Genomic DNA, 25,723 nt, shown 5'->3' on the forward strand with positions numbered 1-25,723 from the left:
CATTTTTCAACTAAGCAGACCAAATGAACAAATTTTAGGATTATTAAACAAAACACCAGGTTAGCTCCAAAACGTACCAAATAGCTCTAAATCACACCAAACGGCACAACCACTCTCCCATGAGTCTTGTCGTTTTACCCACAAACGGGTAGTTTTAACAAATCTGACTTTTGCTACCTGCATACGCAGGTAAATTGCACCGGAGGGTTAAATGGCTCTGCAACAAGAGATTATTCAGGCACTAGGGGTGAAACCACAAATCGACCCAGCACACGAAATTCGTGTCAGCGTTGATTTCCTGAAGTCGTACCTGAAAAGATATTCATTTATTAAATCGCTGGTGTTGGGTATTAGCGGCGGCCAGGATTCAACCCTTACCGGTAAACTCTGTCAGCTCGCCATCAATGAACTGCGTGATGAAACCGGTGACGAAAGTTACCAGTTTATCGCAGTACGCTTGCCATTTGGCGTGCAGGCCGATGAACAAGACTGTCAGGATGCCATCGCCTTTATTGAGCCAGACCGCGTGCTAACCGTGAATATCAAAGGTGCTGTGCTGGCGAGCGAACAAGCACTGCGCGAAGCAGGTATTGAGTTGAGCGATTTTATTCGTGGTAACGAAAAAGCTCGTGAACGTATGAAAGCACAATACAGCATCGCTGGCATGACCAAAGGCGTTATTGTAGGTACTGACCACGGTGCTGAAGCGGTAACCGGATTCTTCACCAAATACGGCGATGGCGGCACCGATATCAACCCAATCTTCCGCCTTAACAAGCGCCAGGGAAAAGCACTGCTTAAAACACTGGGCTGCCCGGAACATTTATACCAGAAAGCGCCAACCGCTGATCTTGAAGATGACCGCCCTTCTCTGCCTGATGAAGCTGCCCTTGGCGTAACCTACGAGCAAATTGATGACTACCTGGAAGGCAAAACTCTGGACGATGCCACCAGCAAAATTATCGAAGGCTGGTATCTGAAAACCGAACACAAACGCCGCACGCCAATTACCGTGTTTGATGATTTCTGGAAATAAATAGCATCACGCCATCCGACCTGCTGCAGGTTTTCCAGGTCGGATAAGCGCAGCGTCATCCGACAATCCCTTTCTGGAAACACATGGACACCTCTGCAAAACGCGCCACGGCTTTTGGCCTGCTGGCGATCCTCCTCTGGAGCACCTCGGTCGGTTTACTGCGCAGTATCAGCGAGCATTTTGGCCCGGTGGGTGGCGCTGCGCTGATTTACACCGTCAGCGCATTTTGCCTGTGCATTGCGCGAGGATTACCGAAACTCCGTGAAATCCCTCCGCGCTATCTGTGGATTGGCGGTGCGCTATTCGTCACTTACGAAATTTTCCTCGCCTTAGCGATTGGGCTGGCGCACAGCCGCAGCCAGTCGCTTGAGCTGGGGATGATCAACTATTTGTGGCCAAGCCTGACCATCCTGCTGGCGCTGTTTATCAACCAACAACGCAGCAATTTGTGGCTCTGGCCGGGGCTGGCGCTTTCGCTAGCGGGCATCGTTCAGGTGATGAAAGGCGACGGTGACTGGTCACCGATTCAGATGTGGCACAACATTCTGGATAGCCCGCTGGCTTACGGCCTGGCGTTTGCCGCCGCGCTCATTTGGGCGCTGTACTGCAACATCACCCGCCGCTGGAGCGCAGGCAAAAATGGCGTGTCGCTGTTCTTCTGCGCCACCGCCACCGTGCTGTGGGTGAAATTCGCCTTTGTTAGCGAAGCGCCGATTCACTTCACGCTGCCTTCAACGCTGCAACTGCTATTTATGGGCGCTTCCACGGCGATAGCCTATTCAGCCTGGAACCACGGCATTCAGCGCGGGAATATGACGTTGCTGGCTACGGCATCGTATTTCACGCCGGTGCTTTCGGCGTTGATTGCGAGTTTGTGGTTGGGTTTACATCCGGGCTGGGGCTTCTGGCAGGGAGTGGCGATGGTAGTCGGCGGGTCGTTACTCTGTTGGCTCGCGACCCGACGTTATGGTTAACGCTTCATACTTCGAGCTGCAACTGCGTTGGCTGCTACCACAAACCCCAGTCACTTACTTTAGTAAGCTCCCGGGGATTTGCTCCTTTGCCGCCTTGCTGCAACCCGAATTATTTTGCGTTATGAATGGGTAGCATCGGTAGTTTCAGATCTTGCGCTTTCGCGCATTCAACAGCACTTTCATAACCCGCATCGGCGTGGCGCATCACGCCCGTTGCCGGGTCATTCCACAATACGCGACCCAAGCGCACCGCCGCTTCTGGCGTACCATCCGCCACAATCACCACGCCCGCGTGTTGTGAGAAGCCCATGCCGACGCCGCCGCCGTGATGCAAACTCACCCATGTCGCGCCGCCCGCGGTATTTAGCAGTGCATTCAGCAATGGCCAGTCGGAAACCGCATCAGAGCCATCCTTCATTGACTCCGTTTCACGATTTGGCGATGCTACCGAGCCGCAGTCCAGATGGTCACGGCCAATTACGATTGGTGCTTTCAGCTCGCCGTTACGCACCATTTCGTTAAACGCCAACCCGGCAAGATGACGTTCGCCAAGGCCTAACCAGCAAATGCGTGCCGGCAGCCCCTGGAAAGCAATGCGTTCCTGCGCCATATCCAACCAGCGATGCAGGTTCTGGTTATCCGGGAACAATTCTTTGAGTTTCGCATCAGTTTTCGCAATATCTTCAGGATCACCTGAAAGCGCTACCCAGCGGAACGGCCCTTTGCCTTCGCAGAACAGCGGGCGAATATAGGCGGGAACAAAGCCCGGGAAATCAAAGGCATTTTCCACTCCTTCATCAAACGCCACCTGGCGGATATTGTTACCGTAATCCACCGTCGGCACGCCCATCTCCCAGAAATCGAGCATCGCCTGAACATGTACGGCCATCGACGCACGAGCTGCTTTCTCAACCACTTTTGGCTGCGTGGAGCGCTCTTCCTGCCAACGATCCACATTCCAGCCCAGCGGCAAATAACCATTAACGGGATCGTGCGCTGAGGTTTGATCGGTCACAATATCGGGCTTAATGCCCCCCGCTTTCGCGCGTTTTACCAATTCTGGTAGCAGATCGGCGGCGTTGCCTAATAGACCGACGGAGATCGCTTTTTTCTCCGCGTTCGCTTTTTCGATCATTGCCAGCGCTTCATCAAGATTTGTCGCTTTATAATCGAGATAACGAGTACGCAGACGGAAATCAATGCGCGACTCCTGGCACTCGATGGCTAACACCGAAGCGCCTGCCAGCACGCCAGCCAGCGGCTGCGCGCCCCCCATACCGCCCAGTCCTGCAGTCAGGATCCATTTGCCACGCAAATCCCCACCGTAATGCTGACGACCAGCTTCGGCAAAGGTTTCAAAAGTGCCCTGCACGATGCCTTGCGCACCGATGTAAATCCACGAACCCGCGGTCATTTGCCCATACATCATCAACCCGGCTTTATCGAGCTCATGGAAATGATCCCAGTTTGCCCAATGCGGTACGAGGTTGGAGTTGGCAATTAGCACGCGCGGAGCATCAGCGTGAGTGCGGAAAATACCGACTGGTTTGCCCGATTGCACCAGTAATGTTTCATCGGCCTTGAGCGTACGCAGCGAGGCAAGGATCTGTTCAAAGCAATCCCAGTTACGAGCGGCTTTACCGATCCCGCCGTACACCACCAGATCTTCCGGACGCTCGGCGACATCAGGATCGAGGTTGTTTTGGATCATGCGGTAAGCTGCTTCAATCAACCAGTTTTCGCAGTGCAATGTCGTACCATGCGGTGCGCGTACCGTGCGGGCTACCGCCTGTTTTACAGATTCAGTCATTGTAGTGGCTCCCGGCATCAGGCCGACGTAGAAGGGAAAAGTTGTGTAATAACAGCAGGTAATTCGCCACTACAGCCCCACTGGCGCATGCTTTCGATATCCGGAGCCAGTAAGCGGTCTTTATCAAGGAAGGCAACACGTTCTCGCACGCCACTAAAGACCTGTTCCATGATTGGCGAACTGCGTAATGGGCGGGAAAACTCGATCCCCTGGGCAGCAGCCATCGCTTCAATCCCCACCACGGCGGCCGTGTTGAAACACATTTCCCCAAGGCGGCGCGCGGCATAAGTCGCCATTGAAACGTGGTCTTCCTGGTTTGCTGAAGTTGGCAGGCTGTCCACACTTCCCGGATGAGCCAATGACTTGTTTTCAGATGCCAGCGCGGCGGCTGTCACCTGGGCAATCATAAAGCCTGAGTTAATTCCGCCCTCTTTCACCAGGAATGGCGGTAAGCCAGAAAGACCGGTATCCAGCAGTAATGCCAGTCGACGTTCAGAAATCGCGCCAATTTCAGCAACTGCCAGCGCAATAATATCGGCGGCGAATGCCACAGGTTCAGCATGGAAATTCCCGCCGGAAATCACCTCTCCGGTTTCGCTAAATACCAGTGGGTTGTCCGACGCGGCGTTAGCTTCAATTTGCAATACGCGTGCTGCATGGCGCAGGTTATCGAGGCATGCTCCCATTACTTGCGGTACGCAACGGATGGAATACGGATCTTGTACACGCCCACAATGCTGATGAGAGTCAACAATTTCACTGTCGGCAAGCAATTCTCTGACAGCCGCCGCAACGTCGATTTGCCCGGTCTGCCCACGCGCTTCATGAATTCGTGCATCGAAAGGTTTCACTGAGCCTTTAATTGCTTCCAGTGATAACGCCCCGGCGACAAGGCCAGCACCAAACACTTTTTCGCCTTCAAACAGGCCGCGCAACGCCAGTGCAGTAGAAACTTGCGTACCGTTAAGTAACGCCAGCCCCTCTTTTGGCCCAAGCACCAGCGGCTCGACTCCGGCAATTTTCAACCCGGCGATAGCTGGAAGCTCTTCGCCATTGATACGCACATTACCTTCACCCAACAACATCAGCGAAAGATGCGCCAGCGGGGCTAAATCTCCCGATGCGCCAACTGAACCTTTTTCCGGGATAACCGGCATCACACCTGCGTTAAACAGGCGCAATAAACTGTCGATAACATCCATACGCACACCAGAGTGGCCTCGCGCGAGGCTAATAATTTTGCTCGCCATCACCAGACGTACCACATCATCTGGCAATGGTTGCCCAAGACCCACGCTATGCGAAAGCACCAGGTTGCGTTGCAATTCAGCCAGATGCTCTTTGGCAATGGTGGTTTGCGCCAGCTTGCCAAATCCCGTATTAATGCCGTAAACCACATCGCCATGATTGACGATAGCCTCAACGGTTTGCTGGGACTTAATGACCGCATCAATGGCCCTGGAATCAAGGCTCAAAGTCACGACCCCATGGTAGATTTCACGCAGTGTGGCGAGCGTTACGTGCCCCGGTGTAAGACAGCAAATCTTTTTTTGCAGCGACATAGCGACATCCTGATGGCATCAATTCATATGAACGTATAGAGTTGTATAGACAACCTAACTAATAAACCCAAATGACCGCCAGCGGGTCATAGGAAATTTTTATTGAACAGTGAGCGAGATCGCGCTTTCGCCGCAAAATGCAATTTTTAAGGAACCGTTGATGTCTGATATCCAACCTCTGGATCAATTGCGTGCCGCCATCAGTGATTTACCTGCGCCCATTTACCTACGGGTAAAACAAGGAATCATCAGCCAGATCCGCAGTGGGAACTGGCTCGCTCATCAGCGAGTGCCTTCGGAAACCGAACTGGTGAATGCGCTGAATGTCAGCAGAATGACTATCAACCGGGCGTTGCGAGAACTCACTGGCGAAGGCTGGCTGGTACGAATGCAAGGTGTGGGAACCTTTGTGGCAGAGCAAAAAGGCCATACTGCAATGCTTGAAGTGGGCAGCATTGCCGAAGAGATTACCGCGCGAGGTCATCACTACCGCAATCAGGTGGTAGCGCTTGAACAAGTTAAGGCAGATGAAAAACTGGCACATGCCTTTTCAGTCAACGTTGGCGAGCCGCTGTTTTATTCGCAGTTGGTTCACTACGACAACGATATGGCAGTACAGCTGGAAACGCGCCATGTGAACCCGGCGCTTGCCCCAGACTATCTACAACAAGATTTCCGCCTGGTAACGCCACACCATTATCTGAGCAAAGTCGCACCGCTAACTTCGGGTGAACATATTGTGGAAGCGGTGCTGGCAGATGAAACGCAGCAAGGATTGCTTGAAGTGACGGCCAACCAGCCTTGTTTATTGATTCAACGCCGCACCTGGCACCATTCACAGGTGGTGACTGTAGCCCGACTGCTGTATCCGGGCTCGCGTTATCAATTGGTCGGCAGTTTTACCGGGCAATGATCAGAGATAGGTAATTTCGCTAAACAGTAGCTTTCCTTCCGACTTCAGTAAGCGCAGGGTGTGGCGACCCTCTTGCCACCACGCACCTTGCTCTGGCGTCAGTAGTTTGTCACCCAGTTGCCACTCACCGCTGAGCACATAAACAATGCCGCCACGCGGAGCGAAGGTCGTAAACGTGCGGTCAGCGACACGCACTTTGGCGCGGCAACGGTCACGATGCGTCATGATATTGAAATCCATCGACATACCCTGCTTTAGCTCGGCTTTAACCGTGTAATCACCGGCAAAAGCAAAAGGCTGAAAGTGCTTTAGGGTATGACGAAACGCCTTTCCGGCATCCAGAACCACTTCCCCCCCTTCAAGCAAGGTGATGACACGGTCTACCTGAGGGAAAGCTGAAAACTCGCCGCTACTGGCGATTGACGCGATACTGGCGCGCCAGTTGAAATCGCGCGTAGCGGGCGGAAAACAGCAAATTTCGCGGGTTTCTCCGGCCCCGTTACGCCACAAGCTGACGGGCACTTTCCGTATATCAAAGAATTCCATCACCACTCCTGAAGAGTGCGCATCACCTGCGCAAACTGTGCATTACTTTGTTCATCGAGTGGGTGCTGCCTGTCGGTTATCACCTGTTTTCCAGCAACCCACACGTCTCGTATTTGTTCGCAGCGTCCACCAAACAACCAGCGGTTAAGAATCGCGTAATCTTCAACATGCGCAAGCCATGAGTCACGCTCGAGTACCAGCCAGTCCGCACGCTGCCCAGGAGCAATCATCCCCATCGTCACACCGCAGGCTTGTGCCCCGCCAACTGCAGCCTGCCGCCACAAAACCTCGCCGACCTGAGGCAATTCTGGCAACACAATGCGGTTGCGCCTTTTATCACGTAGGCGCTGCGCGTACTCAAGCCAGCGTAATTCTTCAAGCGCACTAACCGACACATGGCTGTCAGAACCCACTCCCCAATGGCCGCCCTGGGCGATGAAATTGGTTGCTGGGAAAATGCCATCGCCGAGATTTGCTTCGGTTGTTGGGCATAAACCTGCCACTGTGCGGCTTTCAACAATTTGGGTTAACTCTTCAGGCGACAGGTGCGTGGCATGAACCAGGCACCAGCGGTCGTCCACCGCAAAGCGGTTATATAGCCATTCCACCGGGCGCTCATTGCTCCAGGCAAGACAGTCGTCGACTTCTTTTTCCTGCTCAGCAATATGGATATGAACCGGCAAGCGGTAATCACTCGCTTCCAGAACATCTTCCATCTGCTCCTGTGTCACCGCGCGTAATGAGTGAAAACACAAACCGTGATTAATCAATGGATAACGACGTAATGCATTGCCCAACGCTTGTTGTTGGCGCAGATAACGATCGACATCCTGGATAAATCTTTTTTGCCCCGCGGCAGGTGGTTGTGCGCCAAAACCCGCGTGGCTGTACAACACTGGCAACAGCGTTTGCCCTATCCCACTGTTATCGGCAGCAAGCAGCAGTTGCTGTAGCATCAAATCACCTGACGCATACGGTTTTCCGTTAACGTCATGATGTAAATAGTGAAATTCAGCTACCTGAGTGTAACCACCCTTGAGCATATCAATGTACAAATGAGTGGCAATGGCACCGACTTGTTCGGGAGATAGTTTCTGCACCATGCGATACATCATGTCGCGCCACGTCCAGAAACTGTCCTGCGGATTGCCTGCCACTTCTGTCAACCCCGCCATCACCCGCTGAAACGCATGAGAGTGCAAGTTTGAGATAGAAGGAATCACTATGCCCGGTAGCAGTGTGGCATCTTCCCCTGAAGCACCAACTTCGACGTGAGTAATCGTTCCTTGTTCGTTGACGCTAATACGCACATTGTGCCCCCAACCTTGTGGGAGCATCACAACTGGAGCAAAAAATGCAGGCATGGATTTGATTCCTTCTTTTGCGATGCCAATGATTTAGCGATTAAATCAGACTAACGCAAACCAAATTTTAAACTTGTTTAACCCCGTCATAATTCGCATGACTGAAGTTGCCGAAAAGTACATGCTGCGCTAGCTTGTAGTCAATTGTCTATACAACCTGATGTGGAGAATGTCATGACTTACCCTCGCAGCATCGACAGCCTGTGGAGCGGTGCAACGCTTGTCACCATGGTGGATGGGCAATACCAGTTGATTGAAGATGGCGTTATCGCAGTGCATCAGGGGAAAATCGTTTGGCTGGGCGCTCGTGCTGATCTGCCCGACATTACAGCGCAAGCACATCACCACTTTGATGGCGGGATAATTACTCCGGGCTTTATTGATTGCCACACTCATTTGGTGTTTGGTGGCGATCGCAGTGCGGAATTTGAAATGCGGTTAACTGGCATGAGTTACGCAGAAATTGCCGCACGTGGTGGTGGCATTATTTCCACCGTTCGCAGTACGCGCGAAGCCGATGAAGATGAGTTGCTGCATTCTGCCCGCAAGCGTCTGCAACATCTTCTGCAAGAAGGTGTGACGACTGTCGAAATTAAGTCGGGATACGGGCTGGATATCGACAATGAAATCAAAATGCTGCGCGTTATTCGCCGACTGGGCGAAACCTTACCGGTTGAAGTTTACGCCACCTGCCTTGCGGCTCACGCCGTTCCTCCTGAATTTAGCGGTGATAGCGACAGATGGGTTGAAGTGGTTTGCGAACAGTTACTTCCGCGTGTAGCACAAGAAAAACTGGCTGATGCCGTAGACGCATTCTGTGAGCATCTGGCTTTTAGCCCGGCACAAACCGAGAAGGTTTTTAGCGCCGCCCGCACTCTGGGAATGCCTGTAAAACTCCACGCCGAACAACTTTCAGCACTCGCTGGCAGCACTCTTGCCGCTCGTTTTCAGGCGTTATCTGCCGACCACCTTGAATACGCAACCGAGGCTGACGCGCAAGCAATGGCTGAAGCCAATACCGTTGCCGTATTGCTACCAGGAGCGTTTTATCTGTTACGTGAAAAGCAACAACCGCCGGTTGCTGCATTCCGCAAACATGGTGTACCGATGGCGGTCGCAAGTGATGCCAACCCAGGTACCTCGCCTGCATTATCATTGCGTTTAATGCTCAATATGGCCTGTACTCTGTTTGGTTTAACGCCTGAAGAAGCGCTGGCAGGTGTCACGCTGCATGCCGCACAGGCATTAGGTATCCGTGAAAGCCACGGCAGCCTTGAGTGCGGAAAAGTTGCTAACTTTGTGCACTGGCCCGTGGCACGTCCCGCAGAACTGGTCTATTGGTTAGGGGGGCAATTGCCCTGCACCGTTATTTATCAGGGAGAGAAACGTGACAGCACCTTTTAATTTCAGTCGTGGGAAACTGCCCATCCTTATCAGCATTCCACACGCAGGCACCGCACTCACACCAGAAGTTGAGTCGGCCCTAAGCGATGCAGCAAAACCATTGCCTGATACCGACTGGCATATCCCGAAGCTTTATGATTTTGTTCACGCATTGGGTGCAAGCGTTATTACCGGTAATTATTCGCGTATGGTTATCGACCTCAACCGACCGGCGGACGATAAACCGCTCTACACCACTGCCACAACCGGTCTGTATCCTGAAACGCTATTTGATGGCACTCCGGTGTTTATTCCGGGCAAAGAACCGACTCCAGTTCAGCGCAAAGCCGCACTTGAGACAATTTGGCAGCCTTACCACCAGCAGTTACAAAGTGAGCTGGAGAGAATGAAAGCGGAGCATGGATACGCGCTGTTGTTCGACGCGCATTCTATCGCCAGCCATATTCCGCGTTTGTTTGAAGGTAAGCTTCCGGATCTTAATTTCGGTACTAACGGCGGTAAAAGCTGTGATGAGTTGATAGAAGAGCATCTGGTGGCTTGTGCGGCATCGCAAAAGCCATTTAGCTGGGTGGCGAACGGGCGCTTTAAAGGCGGGTATATCACGCGTGCTTATGGGCAACCATCACAGGGGATCCACGCGGTGCAGTTAGAGCTAGCCCAATGTAATTATATGGATGAGCAACCGCCGTTCGCATGGCGCTCCGATCGTGCCGCGCAGTTACAACCGCTGCTTGAGTTGCTTATCCGTTCAATGTTGAACAGCGCGCAGCAGATAGCCTGATCTGAAAAACTGGTGGATGACGCCTGCGGCTTATCCACCCTACAAAACCTGAACATCAAAAATTTACCCTAAATAATTCGAGTTGCAGGAAGGCGGCAAGTGAGCAAGTCCCCAGGAGCTTACAAAAGTAAGTGACTGAGGTTTGCGAGTGCAGCCAACACACCTGCAGCTTGAAGTATGAAGGGTAAAAAGAAAACCGCCGGTTCTGTCCGCAGCAATAACGCTATTATGGACAAAACCGGCGGTCTTAAGTCAGTCGATCAGTTATTCCTGATCAGCAGGCATTTTACCTTCATGTTGCGGACGTTCTGTCAGACGCTTCTCAAAATTGGCATTAAATTGTTTTTTCTGTTCCGGCGTCAGAATGTTGTAGATCTTATTCTGTGTTTCCATATGAGCCATCATGCGAGCTTTATTCTGCTCAGCCATTTTATCTACCTGAGCCTGCGCTTTAGCCTTATCGAAGCTGTCGCTGGCAATAATGCTGTGTGCCGCACGGCGCTCTTCTAATGAAGGACGCTCCATTTTACCGCGCTGCTCTTTCATGATGTCGCGCACTTGTTGTTTCTGCGCGTCAGTCAGGTTTAAATCCTTAAACATCATATCGTGGTGACCACCACGCATACCTTTATGGTGCGTCATGGTTGCATCAGTTTTTGCAGCGGTAGTGGTATCAGCCGCATGAGCCAGGTTCGCCGCGCCGAGAGCCAGAGTTGAAGCAACAAAGAGAGCTGTTAATTTACGCATATTGTTTATTCCTATTCTGATTTCTATTACGACAAGGTTTGCCGCGTTGACGAAATTAAGTTTACGGGGTTGTGCGTCAAGTAATAGTCCCCGTCGGTAAAGCATTGAAAGGGTAAAAAACAAAATTGCAGCAATTATGAAGAGAATAAGGATAAACAAAGGGGAATTGAAACAGAATACAACAAAGCAATGATTTTAAAGGAATTATGAAGAGAGTGTATAGCAATACGCAGAATGGATAAAGCCGCCAGCTAAGATTTATCTGTATATTGTTGTTTGCCCGTTGATTATTTATTGGCCCCACTACTGAGGCCAATACATATTAAATTTCGTGCAGCATTAATCCTGCACGTAATCCCAGCGCAACATTAGGATTAGGGAATAAAACAAACTCGACATCTTCTTTCACCACATATTGCGTGTCGCCATCTTCGGCCAGCAATGTGCCTTTCGGGAATGCGGTGAAGTTCTGTGTTTGCGCTGACATATGCAACACAAAGGCATCACTGTGTCGCGTGATTTGCTGCGCCACTTTATAGCGTAACGGTTTACCTTCAATGGGCTCTGGCGCCTCACCGCTTAGCAATGCCTGCAATGCCTGTTTTGTCACCTCAAACTGGCTGAGATCGTTTTCGCCAAACGGCTGTGCTTTACCCAACTCGAGTGTGCAACTGAGCGCATTGAAATGTTCGCTGCTGAAATGGGTAAAAGTGCCACCAGGTTCCTGATGAAACACCAGCGCCTGTAATCCCGCACAGCCCAGCCAGGAGAGAAATTCCTCATCATATGGCAATGGACGCGAAGGCAAGACGCCGAAACGCGGGTGATAAGAGCTGCGAATGGCAGTATGCATATCCAGATGCCAGCAGATGGTCTCTTCACATTCGGCCAAAAACAGATCCAATGCATGCTCCAGTCGGCAGGCACGTTGTGTTTCAATGCTTTCAGGGAATTGCTGCCAACCACCGCTAAACATACGATTCATATCGCTGTGCTGATAGCGCTGATTGCTGCGCAGTGCCGCAGGATTGCCCAGAATCACCAACAACCGCCACTGCAACGCTATTTCACCGGCAACCAGGCTATCCACCAGTTGCGCAAGTATTTCTACCGGCGCAGTCTCGTTTCCGTGGACTCCTGCCGACAACACCAGTGTCTTTTGCGTCGCCTGATGTGGGGCCAGTGTCAAAATACCTTCATCCCACCACTGCCAATGCAGATGGGCATTTTCTCCGGCGCTCGGAGTTGGCACTTTACCCGCCAGGGTTTGCGCCAAAAAATCCAACATTGTGCCTCCTGTTAGAGCCTGCCAGGCAGGCTCTTAATGTTGAAATGGATAAACAGAACCTAAGTCTAGTATACGGGTTAGTTCATCGAGTGCTTCGCGCCCTTCTCGCAACAACTGTGGGTCAGCTAAATCAGCCTGAGTCAGTTGGTCACGATACCAACGGTCCACCCAGTTATTGAGCGTGACAAACAACGTTTCGTTCATCATCACCGCTGGGTTTAACGCTTTTTGTTCCGCTTCGTTCAGTACAACTCGCAGGCGTAAACATGCCGGGCCGCCGCCATTTGCCATGCTTTCGCGTAGGTCAAACACTTTGAGTTCACTGATTGGGTTATCGGCTGCCAGCACTTCGTTGAGATAATGCCAGACGCCTGCATGCTGCCGGGACTCTTCAGGCAAAATCAGCGTCATGCTGCCATCGTCACGGCTTAATAACTGGCTGTTAAACAGATAAGTTGCGACCGCATCGGCCACTGAAACTTTATTTGCGGGAACTTCAATAGGCGTGAATCCGGGCACTTTAACACGCAACTGCTCGTATAACGCATGTTGATGAAGAAATGCCTGTTCGTGGCAGAACAATACCTGGCGGTTGGATACCGCGATTACGTCGTTATGGAACACGCCCTGATCGATAACCGTCGGGTTTTGTTGCGCGTAAACCACTAAGTCCGGGTTAACCTGGTTGAGTCTGACAACAGCCTGACTTGCTTCGAGCGTCTGGCGAGCCGGGTAGCGTGCAGGAACCAGCCCTGCTTTTGCCTCTTCGCGGCCATAGACAAAAAGCTGTGTCGATGGCTCGCCATACGCACCACCGAGGCGGTTATGGTTTGCCGCCCCTTCGTCACCAAACATCGCCACCTGTGGAAGTGCACCGTGAACAGAAAAATACTGTTCATTTCGGAAGATAGCCCGTAACACGTTTTCTGTGGTCGGCGCTTCACTGGCACGGTGGAACTTGTTGTTCAGGTTCGCCACGGTGAAGTGGACTTTGCCATCGAGGCTATCTGCTGATGGGCTGACTGTCGCGGCATTTGCTACCCACATTGAGGAAGCCGAACTCACCGCCGACAGCAGTTGTGGCGCTTGTTTTGCTACGCGTTTAACAATCTGTTCATCGCTGCCGCTAAAACCCAACTGGCGCAACAGCGGAATATTAGGTCGCTCTTGAGGAGGGATAACCCCTTGTGCAAACCCGGCATCCGCCAGCGCTTTCATCTTCAGCAAACCTTGCTTCGCGGCAAGCTTCGGGTTGGAAACGCGGAACTGATGCCTGGTTGATGCTTCATTCCCGAAAGAAAGCCCGGCGTAATGGTGGGTCAGACCCACCAGTCCATCAAAATTAACTTCACGCGCTTTCATGATTATTCCTCACCGCTAAAATCAAGTCCCGGACTCAGGGTGGCTGGCAGCGGGAATGACGGACTTTCCAGCGTCGCCATCGGCCATGCGCAGTAATCAGCCGCATACCAGGCACTGGCGCGGTGGTTGCCAGATGCGCCCACGCCACCAAACGGTGCAGCACTCGACGCGCCCGTTAACGGTTTATTCCAGTTAACAATCCCGGCGCGAGCTTCGAGTAATAACTGGTCAAACTGCTCGCGATGCGGAGATATCAGGCCGCTTGCCAGCCCATAACGTGTGTCATTCGCCATCGCGATAGCATCATCGAAATCGGCATAACGGTATACGGTCAGTAACGGCCCAAACACTTCTTCGTCTGGCACATTCGCCACGCCGGTTAATTCAACAATTCCTGGGGTGAGCAGCGATGTGCCTGCTTTTACCAGTTTCGGCTCGAGCAGTGATTTGCCGCCACGCGCGATATGTTCCTGCCAGCCAGTTAGCACGCGCTCTGCCGCCTGAACGGAGATAAGCCCGCCAATAAACGGCTGCGGTGTGGCATCCCACGCGTCCGGGCGAATACGCCCCGCTACTTCTACCAGACGTTGTAAGAATGCATCGCCCTGAGCACCCTGTTTTACCAGCAAACGACGCGCACAAGTGCAGCGTTGCCCGGCGGTAACAAACGCCGACTGAATGACCAGGTGAACTGCACCGTCGATATCTTGTGGATCTTCAACGATCAGCGGGTTGTTGCCACCCATTTCGAGGGCGAGAATTTTTTCTGGCTGCCCGGCAAACTGGCGATGAAGTTGGTAGCCGGTATTAGCGCTGCCGGTGAATAACAGGCCATCCAGCGTCGATTGCTGCGCCAGTGCCTGTCCGGTTTCGCGCCCGCCCTGCACCAGGTTCAGCACGCCATCCGGCACACCCGCCTGCTGCCACAGCTTCATCACTTGCTCACCAATCAGCGGCGTCAGTTCGCTAGGCTTGAATACGATGGTATTTCCCGCCAGCAGACCCGGCACGATATGGCCGTTCGGCAAATGGCCGGGGAAGTTGTACGGGCCAAAGACCGCCAGAACACCGTGTGGACGGTGGCGCAATGTCGCTGCACCATCTGGCATCGGAGTGTGCGTTTCTCCGGTGCGGGTGTGGTAAGCCTTAATCGAGATGGATATTTTATTCACCATCGCGGTAATTTCAGTCGCCGCTTCCCAGCGCGGCTTGCCAGTTTCCTGGGAAATAGTCACGGTCAGGGCTTCTTTGTTGGCTTCAAGCAGGCTTGCAAACTTTTCGACGATAGCCTGACGCTCGGCAAACGGGCGTTTTGCCCATGTCGGGAATGCGCTACGCGCAGCAATACACGCCTGTTCTACCTGCGATGCGTTAGCCGCAACCCCTTCCCACAGCAAATCACCGTTTACCGGGTTATGTTTTTGTAATGATTCGCCTTGCCCGGAAAGCCATTGTCCATTAATCCACTGAGTCATACTTTTTTCTCCTCGGGGCACAAACGCACCAGACGTACTTTATCGCCAGCACTACATTTCAGGGCATCTGCGGTAACGGCATCAATCACAAGCCGGTCACCTTTTGGATTTGCCTTAATCAGCATGGCGCGGAAATCGTTATATTTTTCATTGGCTACCAGGCACATCGGCAGCTCTTCGGTTGCTGGTTGGCCAATAGCAATTTCAACCAGACGGCTTTTGCGAATCGCCCTTACGCGGTCGATATCGCACTCAAGTGTTGGGCCACCGTCAAAAATATCCACGTAATTGCGATAACGGAAACCTTCGGCTTCCAGCACCGCCCGTGCAGGCGCAGTTTGCGGGTGGACTTTGCCTATCACTGCCTGCGCTTCAGGCGAGAGGAAATCGGTGTAAATCGGGTGTTTAGGCATTAATTCGGCGATAAACGCTTTTTGCCCGGTGCCACACAAGTAATCGGCACGGCTAAATTCCATAGAGAAGAAACGGTTGCCTAAGCTTTCCCAAAACGGTGAATGACCATGCTCGTCAATCACGCCACGCATCTCGGCCACCACTTTTTCGTTAAAGCGATCGCGAAACGCTGCCATAAACAGAAAGCGTGATTTGGATAGCAGGTAGCCATTGCCCTCTTTACGCCAGTCAGCGTCGAGGAATAGCGTGCAAAGCTCGCTGCTGCCGGTGTGATCGTGGCTGAGAAACAGCGTTGGTAATGCATTGTAAATATTCAGCTCTTTGGAAGCATGAACATGGGTACCCACGTGGTAGTTGTACCAGGGGTCGTTTAACCCAACCGCCACTTCGATGGCGCAAATCCCCACCACGCGTTCGATGGCGGTATCTTCCAACACGAAAACATAGCCCTGGTCGCCTTCTGGCAGGCCACCCTGCCAGGTATTCATTGAGCGTTCGATACGTTCAGACAGCGTTTTTTCATCCGCAGGCAGTGAAGTCAAGCCGCCGCCTGTTTTACCCGCCATCTCCAGCAGCCCGGATAAATCACCGCGCTCAACCGGACGGATAATCATCATGATTGCTCTCCCGCAATAAAGCGTTCACAGGCGCGCTCAAAACGATCCAGCCCTTTTTGCACTTCAGCTTCGCTGACTATCAACGCTGGTGCAAAACGTATGACGTTCGCCCCGGCGATAAGCATCATCAAGCCTTCGACGGCGGCGGCCTGTAAGATAAGTTTAGCCTTTCCGCTGTATTCCGGTTGCAGCACGCAGCCAATTAACAGCCCCAGACCGCGCACTTCACTAAATAGCTGATGTTTCTGGTTTATCTTGTTTAAACGCTCAACAAACCAGGCGTGACGCTGTTTAACACCGTTGAGTACTTCAGGTGTATTAATGATTTCCATTACCCGGCCTGCCACAGCACCTGCCAGCGGGTTGCCGCCATAAGTTGTGCCGTGCGTGCCTACTACCATCACTTTGGAGAATTTATCGGTGGTCAGCATCGCGCCAATCGGGAAGCCACCGCCCAATGCTTTAGCCGTAGAAAGCACATCCGGGGTGATGCCGTAATGCATATAAGCGTACAGCTCACCCGTACGGCCAACGCCGGTTTGCACTTCATCAAAAATCAGCACCGCGTTGTGGCGGTCACACAGTTCGCGCAAACCTTGCAGGAACGTTGGATCCGCAGGTACCACACCGCCTTCACCCTGAATTGGCTCCACAATCACCGCGCAGGTATTTTCGTTAATCAGTTCACTGGCAGATTGCAGGTCGTTATAAATGGCGTGGCTGATTTGCGGCGGCAATGGCGCAAAGTCTTGTGAGTAAGCAGGCTGTCCACCCGCCGAAACCGTAAACAGCGTGCGGCCATGGAAAGCATTTTTGAAAGCAACGATGCCGCTTTTCTGTGGGCCAAAATTATCGTGCGCATATTTACGCGCCAGTTTTAATGCCGCTTCGTTAGCTTCCGCCCCTGAGTTACAGAAGAACACTTTGTCGGCAAAAGTGGCATCAATCAGCTGTTTTGCCAGGCGCAGAATCGGCTCGTTGGTGTAGCCGTTGCCGGTATGCCAGAATTTTGATGCTTGTTCTTCCAGCGCTTTGCGCAGTTCCGGGTTAGCGTGACCCAGAGCGTTCACCGCAATCCCACCCGCAAAGTCGATATAATCTTTGCCTTGCTGATCCCACAACGTCGACCCTTCACCACGTACCGGAATAAAAGAAGCTGGGGCATAAACGGGCATCATCCATTCGTCGAAATTCTGGCGGGTAATTGACTGCGACATAGCGACCTCTTCCGGTAAATAAAAAGTTATTTATATGTTAATTAATTGGGTGTTTGCGCTGTAAATGTAGATTGCACGCTTCGTGCCAGCCAGCGATATAAATGAATAGCAGAGAGGCTGGATTGTTAAATCAATAGCTTACGCACCATGGCTATTCACATAAAGTGAATATATAGTGCATAGTTTTACGGTGCCGCTTGGATCGCCAGATAAAAACAAGAAAGATTATGCAGTGGGAAAATATAATACTGGATTTGTGATCGATGATGGGGTTTGCACGTTGTTTACGCCCCAAAACGGGGCGGCGTGGCGTATTTTGGTGCAGATTTTGCTCAGTTCAAATTCGCCCAGGGAAAAAATTGGCCATCAGTCTCACTTCCCCGCTTTTTCTGCTACCATCCTGCAACATTGTTAAGCAACCACGGCAGCGACTTATGAAATTCGTCTCTTTTAATATCAACGGCCTGCGCGCCCGCCCACATCAACTTCAAGCCATTGTGGAACAACATCAGCCTGATGTTATCGGTTTGCAGGAAACGAAAGTCCACGACGATATGTTCCCGCTCGAAGATGTCGCAAAACTGGGCTACAACGTCTTTTATCATGGTCAGAAAGGCCATTACGGTGTGGCGTTATTAACCAAAGAGACGCCGATTTCAGTACGCCGTGGCTTCCCGGGTGACGATGAAGAAGCACAGCGCCGCATCATTATGGCGGAGCTTCCAACGCCATTAGGCAACCTGACGGTGATTAACGGTTACTTCCCGCAGGGCGAAAGCCGCGACCACCCGACCAAATTCCCAGCCAAAGCGAAGTTCTACCAGGACCTGCAAAACTTCCTCGATAGCGAACTGAATAAAGACAACCCGGTGTTGATTATGGGTGATGTGAATATCAGCCCAACCGATCTGGATATCGGCATTGGCGAAGATAACCGCAAGCGTTGGTTACGTACCGGTAAATGCTCATTCCTGCCAGAAGAACGTGAATGGATGGATCGCCTGAAAAGCTGGGGCCTGGTTGATACTTTCCGCCACGCTAACCCGGAAACTAACGACAAGTTTTCATGGTTTGATTACCGCTCAAAAGGCTTTGATGACAACCGCGGTCTGCGTATCGATCTGCTTCTGGCAAGCCAACCGCTTGCCGAACGTTGTATCGCGACCGGCATTGATTACGATATTCGTAGTATGGAAAAACCTTCTGACCATGCACCAGTGTGGGCTGAATTTAAACTGTAAGGACGTTGTATGAACATCACCTGGCGCTACGGTTTCTTGCCCAATGCGTAAGTTACTTTTTGCCGCTCTGGTGGTTGTTTTTATCCTGCTAATTATCTTCCTGCCGCCGGGTAGCCTGGCGGCACTGCAACATTACCAGGCACAATTCTCTACCTGGCATCAGCTGCATCCGCTGCAAACGGCAATGGCATTTTTTGTAATTTATGTTGTGGTCACCACCCTTTCGATTCCCGGTGCCACACTATTAACGCTGCTGGCAGGTTCGCAATTTGGTTTGATTCAGGGAACCGTGCTGGTGGCGCTGGCTGCAACCTGTGGTGCAACACTCGCAATGCTCATCAGCCGCTATTTGTTACGTGACTGGGTACAGCTTCGTTTTGCTGCGCCGATGTCGTCGATTAACCGCGGCATGGAGCGCGAAGGGTTGTACTATCTTTTTGCGCTACGACTAACGCCTGTTTTCCCGTTCTTTCTGATAAATTTGTTGATGGGCCTGACGCCAATCAAAACGCTGCGCTATTTTGCCGTTAGCCTTGTCGGGATGCTGCCGGCGATCGTGGTTTATCTCAACGCTGGGCGCCAACTAAGCCAGTTGCGTACCCTTAGCGATATTCTTTCACCCGGCATGATCGTGATGTTTATTTTGTTGGGTTTGCTGCCGCTGGCGTCACGCCGGTTAGTCCGCATGCTCCGAAAATCATAAGGACCCCACTTTGCGCCTTTTAACGCTTTTGCTGTCGCTTGTTGCGTTCAGCTTCACAACCTTTGCACAACCCACCAACTGGAACACTCTGCGCGAGCAGGCGAACGGTCAGACCGTTTACTTCAACGCCTGGGGTGGCGACCCGGCGGTAAACAGTTATCTCGACTGGGTAGCAAGTGAAATGAAGCAGCAGTACGGCGTGACGGTAAAAGTGGTGCGCCTGGCTGATGCCGCTGATGCGGTAAAACGCATTCAGAGTGAAGCCGCCGCCGGACGCAAAGAAAATGGTTCGGTTGATTTACTGTGGGTCAACGGTGAAAACTTCCGCACATTGAAACAAGCGGGATTGTTGAAAGAAGGCTGGGCATGGGAATTACCCAACTGGCGTTATGTAGACCAGAAGAAACCGGTGCGCGAAGATTTCTCCCAGCCTACGGACGGTGCTGAAGCCCCCTGGGGCAGCGCACAGTTGATGTTGATTGGCAACGAACAACCTGATGTGAAATTCCCGCGTAGCGCAGCCGAACTACTGGTATTCGCCGAAAAAAACCCAGGTAAACTGAGCTATCCTCGCCCACCCGATTTTACCGGTACCGCATTTATCGAGCAGTTACTGATTGTGCTGACCCACGACACACAGGCGCTACGCCTGCCGCCGGATCCCGCGACCTTTAAGCAAGTCACTGCTCCACTGTGGGAGTACCTGGATAAACTGCATCCTCTATTGTGGCGCGAAGGTAAAGCTTTCCCACCAACACCCGCGCGTATGGACCGTATGCTGGCAGATGGTGAGTTGCTGTTTTCTGTGACATTCAATCCCGCACACGTCGATAACCTTATCGACCGCAAACGACTGCCGAAAACAGCACAAGCCTTTGGCTTTGAAAAAGGCATGTTGGGCAATGTCCATTTTGTGACTATTCCAGCCAATGCCCGCGCCCAGGCAGGAGCTCAGGTGCTGGCAAATTTCCTGATGTCGCCACAAGCGCAAATTCGCAAAGCTACCCCGGTAATCTGGGGTGATGCCACCATTCTGGATAGCGCAACGCTACCTGCGCCATTAAATGAACAGCTTGATGCGCAAAAACCAGGCCATCAGCAAGCGGTGCCATATCTGGCTGAACCTCATTCTGCCTGGGTTGATGCGCTAGAAAAAGAGTGGTTACAGCGCTACGGAGCGAAGTGAGTAACCGCTGGCTGCAACGCACATTAGCCTTGCTCGCAGTGGGGTGCGTTTTTGCTCCGCTGCTACCAGGCTTAGTGATGATGGCAAAACCAATGTTGATGCCCGATATCTGGCGTCAGCTTTGGGCCGACAACCAGTGGCCAGATGCGCTGCAGGCGACACTATATTCGACCATGATTAGTGTTATCGGCTCGTTGACTCTTTGCCTTGTACTGCTTTGCGGCTTATGGCCAGGCGCGCACTGGCAACGTTTGACCTCGCGACTGCCGCTACTTTTAGCGCTACCACACGTCGCTTTTGCCAGCGGTTTTTTATTCCTGCTTTCCGATAATGGCTGGCTGGCGCGTCTATGCGGCGTGTCGTTTCATCTTGATGAAAATGGTGTTGGGCTGGGTATCTTACTGGCGCTGAAAGAGTGCTGGTTCCTGCTATGGATTGCCAGCACACAGCTCAACCAACGGTCCCTTTCCCAACAGCTTACCGTGGCACAAAGCCTGGGCTATGGCCCATTGCAAAGCCGCATGCGGGTGCTGGTCGCACAGTTATTGCCGCGCCTGAAATGGGCGTTGTTAGCGGTGGTGGCTTACAGCCTGTCTGTCGTGGATGTGGCAATCATTCTGGGTCCATCCAATCCACCAACACTCGCCGTTCTGGCCTGGCAGTGGCTCAACGATGCCGATCCACAACGTGTGGCAATGGGCATGTTGACGTCAATGCTGCTGGTGGTGATGCTGGTAATTTTTACTACCGTTGGTTACGCCATATGGCGGTTCAGCCGCCGCTGCCTGGGACAATTTTCCGGGAAGCGCCATCAACTCAGCATTCAGCCTCTGGCATTAGGATCAGGTTTTATCATGACCCTCACAGGCGTTGCAGCGATAGCAATGCTGGTGATGTGGTCATTTGCAGACGGCTGGTTTTACCCGGCACTCTTGCCCGATGCCTTCGCCCTTTCCGGCTGGCAAGCGGCTGAACTGTCACCTTTAATCACCACGTTAGTGCTGGCGCTGGCAAGCAGCCTGACAGGTTTACTGGTGGTTGTTCTGTGGCTGGAAGGGGGAAGTTCACGCTTTGATCTCTGGCTTGCGCTCCCGCTTTTCTTACCCGCTCTACCGCTGGTTGCTGGGCAATATCAGATATTGCTGGTTATGGAGCAGGACGGTCGTTGGCTGGGCGTTATCTGGAGCCATTTGCTGTGGGTTGTCCCCTACATGCTTCTGGTCGCACGCCCCGCATGGCAACAGTTTGACTCGCGCCTGGCGATTACTGCGCAAACATTTGGCTGGTCACCGTGGAAGATTTTATGCTGGGTTAAGCTGCCATTGCTTACCCGACCGCTACTGGCAGCACTGGCTGTCGGGTTTTCGGTGAGCGTCGCGCAATATTTACCGACGCTGTACGCAGGTGCCGGGCGCTTTACCTCCGTCACAACAGAAACTGTGGCACTCAGTAGCGGCGGCGACCCGCAGCAGCAGGCCATTCAGGCGTTGCTACAAATGCTACTTCCGGCAATCATGTTTATTGTGATGCGACAGCTCAGCAGTTTGTTCACCCATTATCGACAAGGATTACGCTAATGCTGCGTGTTCAGGATTGTTCCATTTCTAATGCCACCCGCTCGTTGATTCAAAATATAAGCTTCACAGTCTCTCCCGGTGAAGTATTGACGCTGATGGGCCCCTCCGGGGCAGGAAAATCGACATTTCTGAGTTGGATGATTGGTGCGCTGCCTGTGGAATTTAGCGTTACAGGAGAGCTGTGGCTGAATCAGCAACGCCGCGATACGCTCCCAACCGCGCGGCGAAATATTGGCATTCTTTTTCAGGATGCCCTGCTGTTTGCGCATTTGAATGTTGGACAAAACCTGGCGATGGCCCTTCCCGCAACAATTAAAGGGCGCGAACAACGGCAGTATTATGTCGAACAAGCGCTGGCAAATGCGCAGCTAACCAATTTTTCTCGACGCGACCCTGCAACACTTTCCGGTGGTGAGCGCGCGCGCGTTAGCGTGTTGCGGGCATTACTGGCGAAACCCGAAGCGTTATTGCTCGATGAGCCGTTTTCACGATTGGATCAAACCTTACGCGAGCAGTTCCGTCAGTTCATCTGGCAGCAGGTTGAGCAACAAGCCATTCCGGTGGTACTGGTAACACACGATCCGCAAGATATTCCCACGGGCGGGCATATTATTACGGTCAATGATTCCGGCTATTAATTTGTCATACATAATTATGCGTTATCGCAAGGAATAGCCGCCGTTATTCGGCAAGAATAGCGGCTCTTTTTTTCTCTTCTTTTCAGGTTATAAGATGAAACGTGTTTCTCAACTAACCGCCGCCTTGATGTTATCCGGGTTGGCGCATATGGCTTTCGCCGCAGGTCAGCCTTCTCAGATGACTTTCTCCAATCTTCAGGCGCAAAAAGGCGTGGTAATTGATACACGTCCAAGTGCCTTTTATAACGGCTGGCCACAAACCGTTCATGGTGTGGGTGGGCATGAACCTGCTGCACTGAATTTGTCTGCCAGTTGGTTAGGTATGATGAACGATGAGCAACTGCAACTGTGGGCAAAGCAACACAGCATCGCACCAGACAGCCTGATTGCGCTGTATGGTCAAAGCGCTGAAACCCAAGCAGTTAAAGAGCGTCTGGCTAAGCTGGGCTACTCGCATATCGCGCTGCTCTCCGATGCTTTGCAACAGCCTTCGCGTTTGCAGAAAATGGCGCACTTCGAGCAGCTCGTTTACCCACAGTGGCTGCATAACCTGATGCAGAACAAACCCGTTGCGGCGAAGCCCGCGGGCGAAGTTAAAATCATCGAAGCCGCCTGGGGCGCGCCTAAGCAGTATTTGCTGAGCCATATTCCTGGCGCGGATTACATCGATACCAACGATATCGAAAGCGAGCCGTTGTGGAATAAAGTATCCGACGACAAGCTCAAGGCTTTGTTAGCCAAACACGGCATTCGCCATGACACCACCGTGGTGATGTACGGGCGTGATGTCTACGCTGCGGCACGCGTTGCGCAAATTCTGCTGTATGCAGGTGTGAAAGATGTGCGTTTGCTTGATGGCGGTTGGCAGAGCTGGTCTGACGCCAAACTGCCTGTGGAACGCGGCTTACCGAGTGACGTTAAACCTGCGGCAGACTTTGGAGCGCCAATCCCAGGCCAGCCACAGCTGATGCTTGATACAGAACAGGCTCGCGGGTTGCTCGGCCGTAAAGATGCTTCTTTGGTGAGTATTCGTTCATGGCCAGAATTTATCGGCACTACCAGCGGCTATAGCTATATCAAGCCAAAAGGTGAAATTGCCGGGGCGCGCTGGGGTCATGCAGGTTCAGACTCCACCCATATGGAAGATTTCCATAACCCAGACGGCACCATGCGTTCTGCTGATGACATCGCAGCAATGTGGAAAAGCTGGAACATTACGCCGGATCAGCACGTGGCGTTCTATTGCGGCACCGGCTGGCGCGCATCAGAAACCTTCATGTATGCCCGTGCGATGGGTTGGCAGAATGTGGGCGTGTACGACGGTGGCTGGTATGAGTGGAGCAGTAATCCGAAGAACCCGGTTGTGAGTGGGGAGCGGAAGCCGGAATAGGCTCCGTTTTTGCCCATATAGTAGGACGGTGATTTTCCGTTCACCTGTAAGTTATTCGCTCCCATAAATTCCAGTGCACGGTGAACGTGCCAAGGAGAGAACGCCCTCTCCTTGGCACGTTCACCGTTAACAACAGTTGTAGAGATAACCAGACGTTCGGGTGAACGGAAAAACCTCCCATCTTACAGATCCCTCTCAGGGGATAAGGTCGGGATGAGGGACCAGGTTATATCACCCTCCGCAACGTCTCATACCCACTCCACACCCGCGTAAACGTCGTCATCCAACACAGCGCACCAAACACCCACGCGAACCAGACAAACCACTGTGGAAACAGGCAACTCAACACAAATAATGCAATTGTCTCTGTGCCCTCGGTCAACCCGCCCAGATAGTAAAACGATTTATGCGCATAGCCTGGGTTATCAAGCTGGTGTTTTTGCGCCACCGCTGCAAAAGCCAGAAAACTACTGCCGGTGCCAATAAACGCGAACAGCAGCCAGCCGCCCGCCAGCGCATTTTGTGCAGGGTCGGCGAGAATAAAACCAAAGGGCACCAGCGCGTAAAACAGAAAATCCAGAGCGATATCGAGAAAACCACCAGCATCAGTCAAGCCGCGCCGTCTCGCCAGTGCGCCATCTAATCCATCGAACAGTCGATTGAGGACGATGGCAACGAGCGCTGCGCCATACCATTGCAGTGCAAGGAAAGGTAGAGCCAGTACTCCGATGGCAAAACCAAACATCGTCAGCCCATCCGGGGTGATGACACTTTTGTCCAGTTTGGCTGCCAGGCGTTCTAGTGAAGGTTTTATGCGCGGATGAAGGTAGCTATCAAACATTCGGCTTTTTCCCTGGTTCGCTCACACATAACCCTTGCGCCGGAATATCCAGCGCGGCATTAAAGCGTGCAGATAGGTTTTGAAAAGCAATTAGCGCGGTTAATTCTGTGATGGTTTTCTCATCGTAATGCGTTTTCAGTTCGGCTTTTAGCGCATCACTGATTTGCGGAGGTGTTGCGGTCATGGCGTCAGCATAGGCCAACGCAGCCTGCTCCTTGGCTGAAAACAATGTTTCTTCACGCCAGTTAGCCACCGCCAGCACTTTGTCCATCGAACCACTGCGCTCCGCCAGCCGTAAACTATTGGCATCAATACAGAATTCACAACAGCACTGCTGGGAAACACGGGTCATCACCAGCGAGCGCACCACCGGGTCGATACCAGAGCGGCGTCTTTCAAGAAACCCAACAAACAAAGCCACCAGCCAGAATAGATAAGGAAAACGCCCCCACCAACGTGTAGGGTTCAGCACCGCACCGAAGTGCTTTTCCTGCATTGAGATAATAGGCCGCAAACTGGCAGGCAATTTTTTAAGCGGCATCACCCATGGAGAGCTGTTTTTAATCATAATTCGGGTAGATCTTCAGATAATCTTTGGTGGCGCGTATTATGCCACGCCCATAGACAAAGAACGGAT

Annotated in this window: 23 protein-coding genes; 11 read left to right on the forward strand and 12 right to left on the reverse strand. The window is 52.3% G+C overall.

Going from position 1 to position 25,723, the window contains the following annotated elements:
- Positions 1-211 precede the first annotated feature (211 nt).
- Both nadE and yddG read left to right on the forward strand, forming a co-directional pair.
- The gene (gene nadE, locus LVQ77_RS04725; protein ID WP_232903820.1) at positions 212-1,036 is read left to right on the forward strand and encodes an NAD(+) synthase; all 825 of its coding nucleotides are present in this window, start codon (positions 212-214) and stop codon (positions 1,034-1,036) included.
- A gap of 83 nt (positions 1,037-1,119) precedes the next feature.
- Positions 1,120-2,010: an aromatic amino acid DMT transporter YddG gene (gene yddG / locus LVQ77_RS04730; protein ID WP_232903821.1), complete on the forward strand. Its 891-nt coding sequence runs from the start codon at positions 1,120-1,122 to the stop codon at positions 2,008-2,010.
- A gap of 109 nt (positions 2,011-2,119) precedes the next feature.
- Here the strand turns inward: yddG and hutU are convergent, their stop codons facing one another.
- The gene (gene hutU, locus LVQ77_RS04735) at positions 2,120-3,820 is read right to left on the reverse strand and encodes a urocanate hydratase (RefSeq protein WP_232903822.1); all 1,701 of its coding nucleotides are present in this window, start codon (positions 3,818-3,820) and stop codon (positions 2,120-2,122) included.
- 17 nt (positions 3,821-3,837) lie between these two features.
- On the reverse strand, positions 3,838-5,382 hold the full coding sequence (gene hutH, locus LVQ77_RS04740; RefSeq protein WP_232903823.1) for a histidine ammonia-lyase: 1,545 nt from the start codon (positions 5,380-5,382) through the stop codon (positions 3,838-3,840).
- Between the two features lie 160 nt (positions 5,383-5,542).
- On the opposite strand from hutH, the gene hutC reads away from it, so the two are divergent.
- Complete coding sequence (gene hutC, locus LVQ77_RS04745) at positions 5,543-6,295, forward strand: histidine utilization transcriptional repressor HutC (RefSeq protein ID WP_232903824.1); 753 nt, start codon at positions 5,543-5,545, stop codon at positions 6,293-6,295.
- On the opposite strand, the gene ves is transcribed toward hutC, so the two are convergent.
- Complete coding sequence (gene ves, locus LVQ77_RS04750; protein WP_232865474.1) at positions 6,296-6,841, reverse strand: environmental stress-induced protein Ves; 546 nt, start codon at positions 6,839-6,841, stop codon at positions 6,296-6,298.
- Positions 6,841-8,205, reverse strand: a complete 1,365-nt coding sequence (locus LVQ77_RS04755) for a formimidoylglutamate deiminase (protein WP_232903825.1) — start codon at positions 8,203-8,205, stop codon at positions 6,841-6,843. The genes ves and LVQ77_RS04755 overlap by 1 nt, the downstream gene beginning before the upstream one ends.
- Before the next feature lie 174 nt (positions 8,206-8,379).
- On the opposite strand from LVQ77_RS04755, the gene hutI reads away from it, so the two are divergent.
- Positions 8,380-9,609 carry an imidazolonepropionase gene (gene hutI, locus LVQ77_RS04760; protein ID WP_232903826.1) on the forward strand — a complete coding sequence of 410 codons (1,230 nt, stop codon included), beginning with the start codon at positions 8,380-8,382 and terminating at the stop codon, positions 9,607-9,609.
- Positions 9,593-10,390: an N-formylglutamate deformylase gene (gene hutG, locus LVQ77_RS04765; RefSeq protein ID WP_232903827.1), complete on the forward strand. Its 798-nt coding sequence runs from the start codon at positions 9,593-9,595 to the stop codon at positions 10,388-10,390. Before hutI ends, hutG begins: the two co-directional genes overlap by 17 nt.
- 264 nt (positions 10,391-10,654) lie before the next feature.
- Here the strand turns inward: hutG and spy are convergent, their stop codons facing one another.
- The 6 genes from spy to astC form a co-directional block, all read right to left on the reverse strand.
- On the reverse strand, positions 10,655-11,137 hold the full coding sequence (gene spy / locus LVQ77_RS04770) for an ATP-independent periplasmic protein-refolding chaperone Spy (protein ID WP_232903828.1): 483 nt from the start codon (positions 11,135-11,137) through the stop codon (positions 10,655-10,657).
- Between the two features lie 322 nt (positions 11,138-11,459).
- On the reverse strand, positions 11,460-12,425 hold the full coding sequence (gene astE / locus LVQ77_RS04775) for a succinylglutamate desuccinylase (protein WP_232865479.1): 966 nt from the start codon (positions 12,423-12,425) through the stop codon (positions 11,460-11,462).
- Positions 12,426-12,458: 33 nt separating this feature from the next.
- Entirely contained in the window at positions 12,459-13,787 is a 1,329-nt protein-coding gene (astB, locus tag LVQ77_RS04780; protein ID WP_232903829.1) for an N-succinylarginine dihydrolase, read from the reverse strand.
- A 2-nt stretch (positions 13,788-13,789) separates the two neighbouring features.
- Positions 13,790-15,262, reverse strand: coding sequence for a succinylglutamate-semialdehyde dehydrogenase (gene astD, locus LVQ77_RS04785; RefSeq protein WP_232903830.1), 1,473 nt, complete (start codon positions 15,260-15,262; stop codon positions 13,790-13,792).
- Positions 15,259-16,293, reverse strand: coding sequence for an arginine N-succinyltransferase (gene astA / locus LVQ77_RS04790; protein ID WP_151995458.1), 1,035 nt, complete (start codon positions 16,291-16,293; stop codon positions 15,259-15,261). The genes astD and astA overlap by 4 nt, the downstream gene beginning before the upstream one ends.
- Positions 16,290-17,510, reverse strand: a complete 1,221-nt coding sequence (astC, locus tag LVQ77_RS04795; protein WP_232903831.1) for a succinylornithine/acetylornithine transaminase — start codon at positions 17,508-17,510, stop codon at positions 16,290-16,292. The genes astA and astC overlap by 4 nt, the downstream gene beginning before the upstream one ends.
- Before the next feature lie 434 nt (positions 17,511-17,944).
- On the opposite strand from astC, the gene xthA reads away from it, so the two are divergent.
- The 6 genes from xthA to LVQ77_RS04825 all read left to right on the forward strand — a co-directional run bounded on the left by xthA (position 17,945) and on the right by LVQ77_RS04825 (position 24,245).
- Positions 17,945-18,751, forward strand: coding sequence for an exodeoxyribonuclease III (xthA, locus tag LVQ77_RS04800; protein WP_232903832.1), 807 nt, complete (start codon positions 17,945-17,947; stop codon positions 18,749-18,751).
- Positions 18,752-18,794: 43 nt separating this feature from the next.
- Positions 18,795-19,454 (forward strand): TVP38/TMEM64 family protein, encoded by a 660-nt coding sequence (locus LVQ77_RS04805; protein ID WP_232903833.1) that lies wholly within the window; start codon positions 18,795-18,797, stop codon positions 19,452-19,454.
- A gap of 10 nt (positions 19,455-19,464) precedes the next feature.
- Positions 19,465-20,640, forward strand: coding sequence for an ABC transporter substrate-binding protein (locus LVQ77_RS04810; RefSeq protein WP_232903834.1), 1,176 nt, complete (start codon positions 19,465-19,467; stop codon positions 20,638-20,640).
- Positions 20,637-22,217, forward strand: a complete 1,581-nt coding sequence (locus LVQ77_RS04815; protein ID WP_232903835.1) for an ABC transporter permease — start codon at positions 20,637-20,639, stop codon at positions 22,215-22,217. Before LVQ77_RS04810 ends, LVQ77_RS04815 begins: the two co-directional genes overlap by 4 nt.
- Positions 22,217-22,855 (forward strand): ATP-binding cassette domain-containing protein, encoded by a 639-nt coding sequence (locus LVQ77_RS04820; protein WP_232903836.1) that lies wholly within the window; start codon positions 22,217-22,219, stop codon positions 22,853-22,855. Before LVQ77_RS04815 ends, LVQ77_RS04820 begins: the two co-directional genes overlap by 1 nt.
- A 94-nt stretch (positions 22,856-22,949) precedes the next feature.
- Positions 22,950-24,245, forward strand: a complete 1,296-nt coding sequence (locus LVQ77_RS04825) for a rhodanese-like domain-containing protein (protein WP_232903837.1) — start codon at positions 22,950-22,952, stop codon at positions 24,243-24,245.
- A 226-nt stretch (positions 24,246-24,471) separates the two neighbouring features.
- Here LVQ77_RS04825 and LVQ77_RS04830 read toward each other — a convergent pair whose 3' ends face one another.
- Complete coding sequence (locus LVQ77_RS04830; protein WP_232865489.1) at positions 24,472-25,086, reverse strand: CDP-alcohol phosphatidyltransferase family protein; 615 nt, start codon at positions 25,084-25,086, stop codon at positions 24,472-24,474.
- Positions 25,079-25,654: a carboxymuconolactone decarboxylase family protein gene (locus tag LVQ77_RS04835; RefSeq protein WP_233338098.1), complete on the reverse strand. Its 576-nt coding sequence runs from the start codon at positions 25,652-25,654 to the stop codon at positions 25,079-25,081. Before LVQ77_RS04835 ends, LVQ77_RS04830 begins: the two co-directional genes overlap by 8 nt.
- Positions 25,655-25,723: the final 69 nt, after the last annotated feature.

It is taken from the genome of Buttiauxella cochleicola (assembly GCF_021282435.1).
GTDB lineage: Bacteria > Pseudomonadota > Gammaproteobacteria > Enterobacterales > Enterobacteriaceae > Buttiauxella > Buttiauxella massiliensis.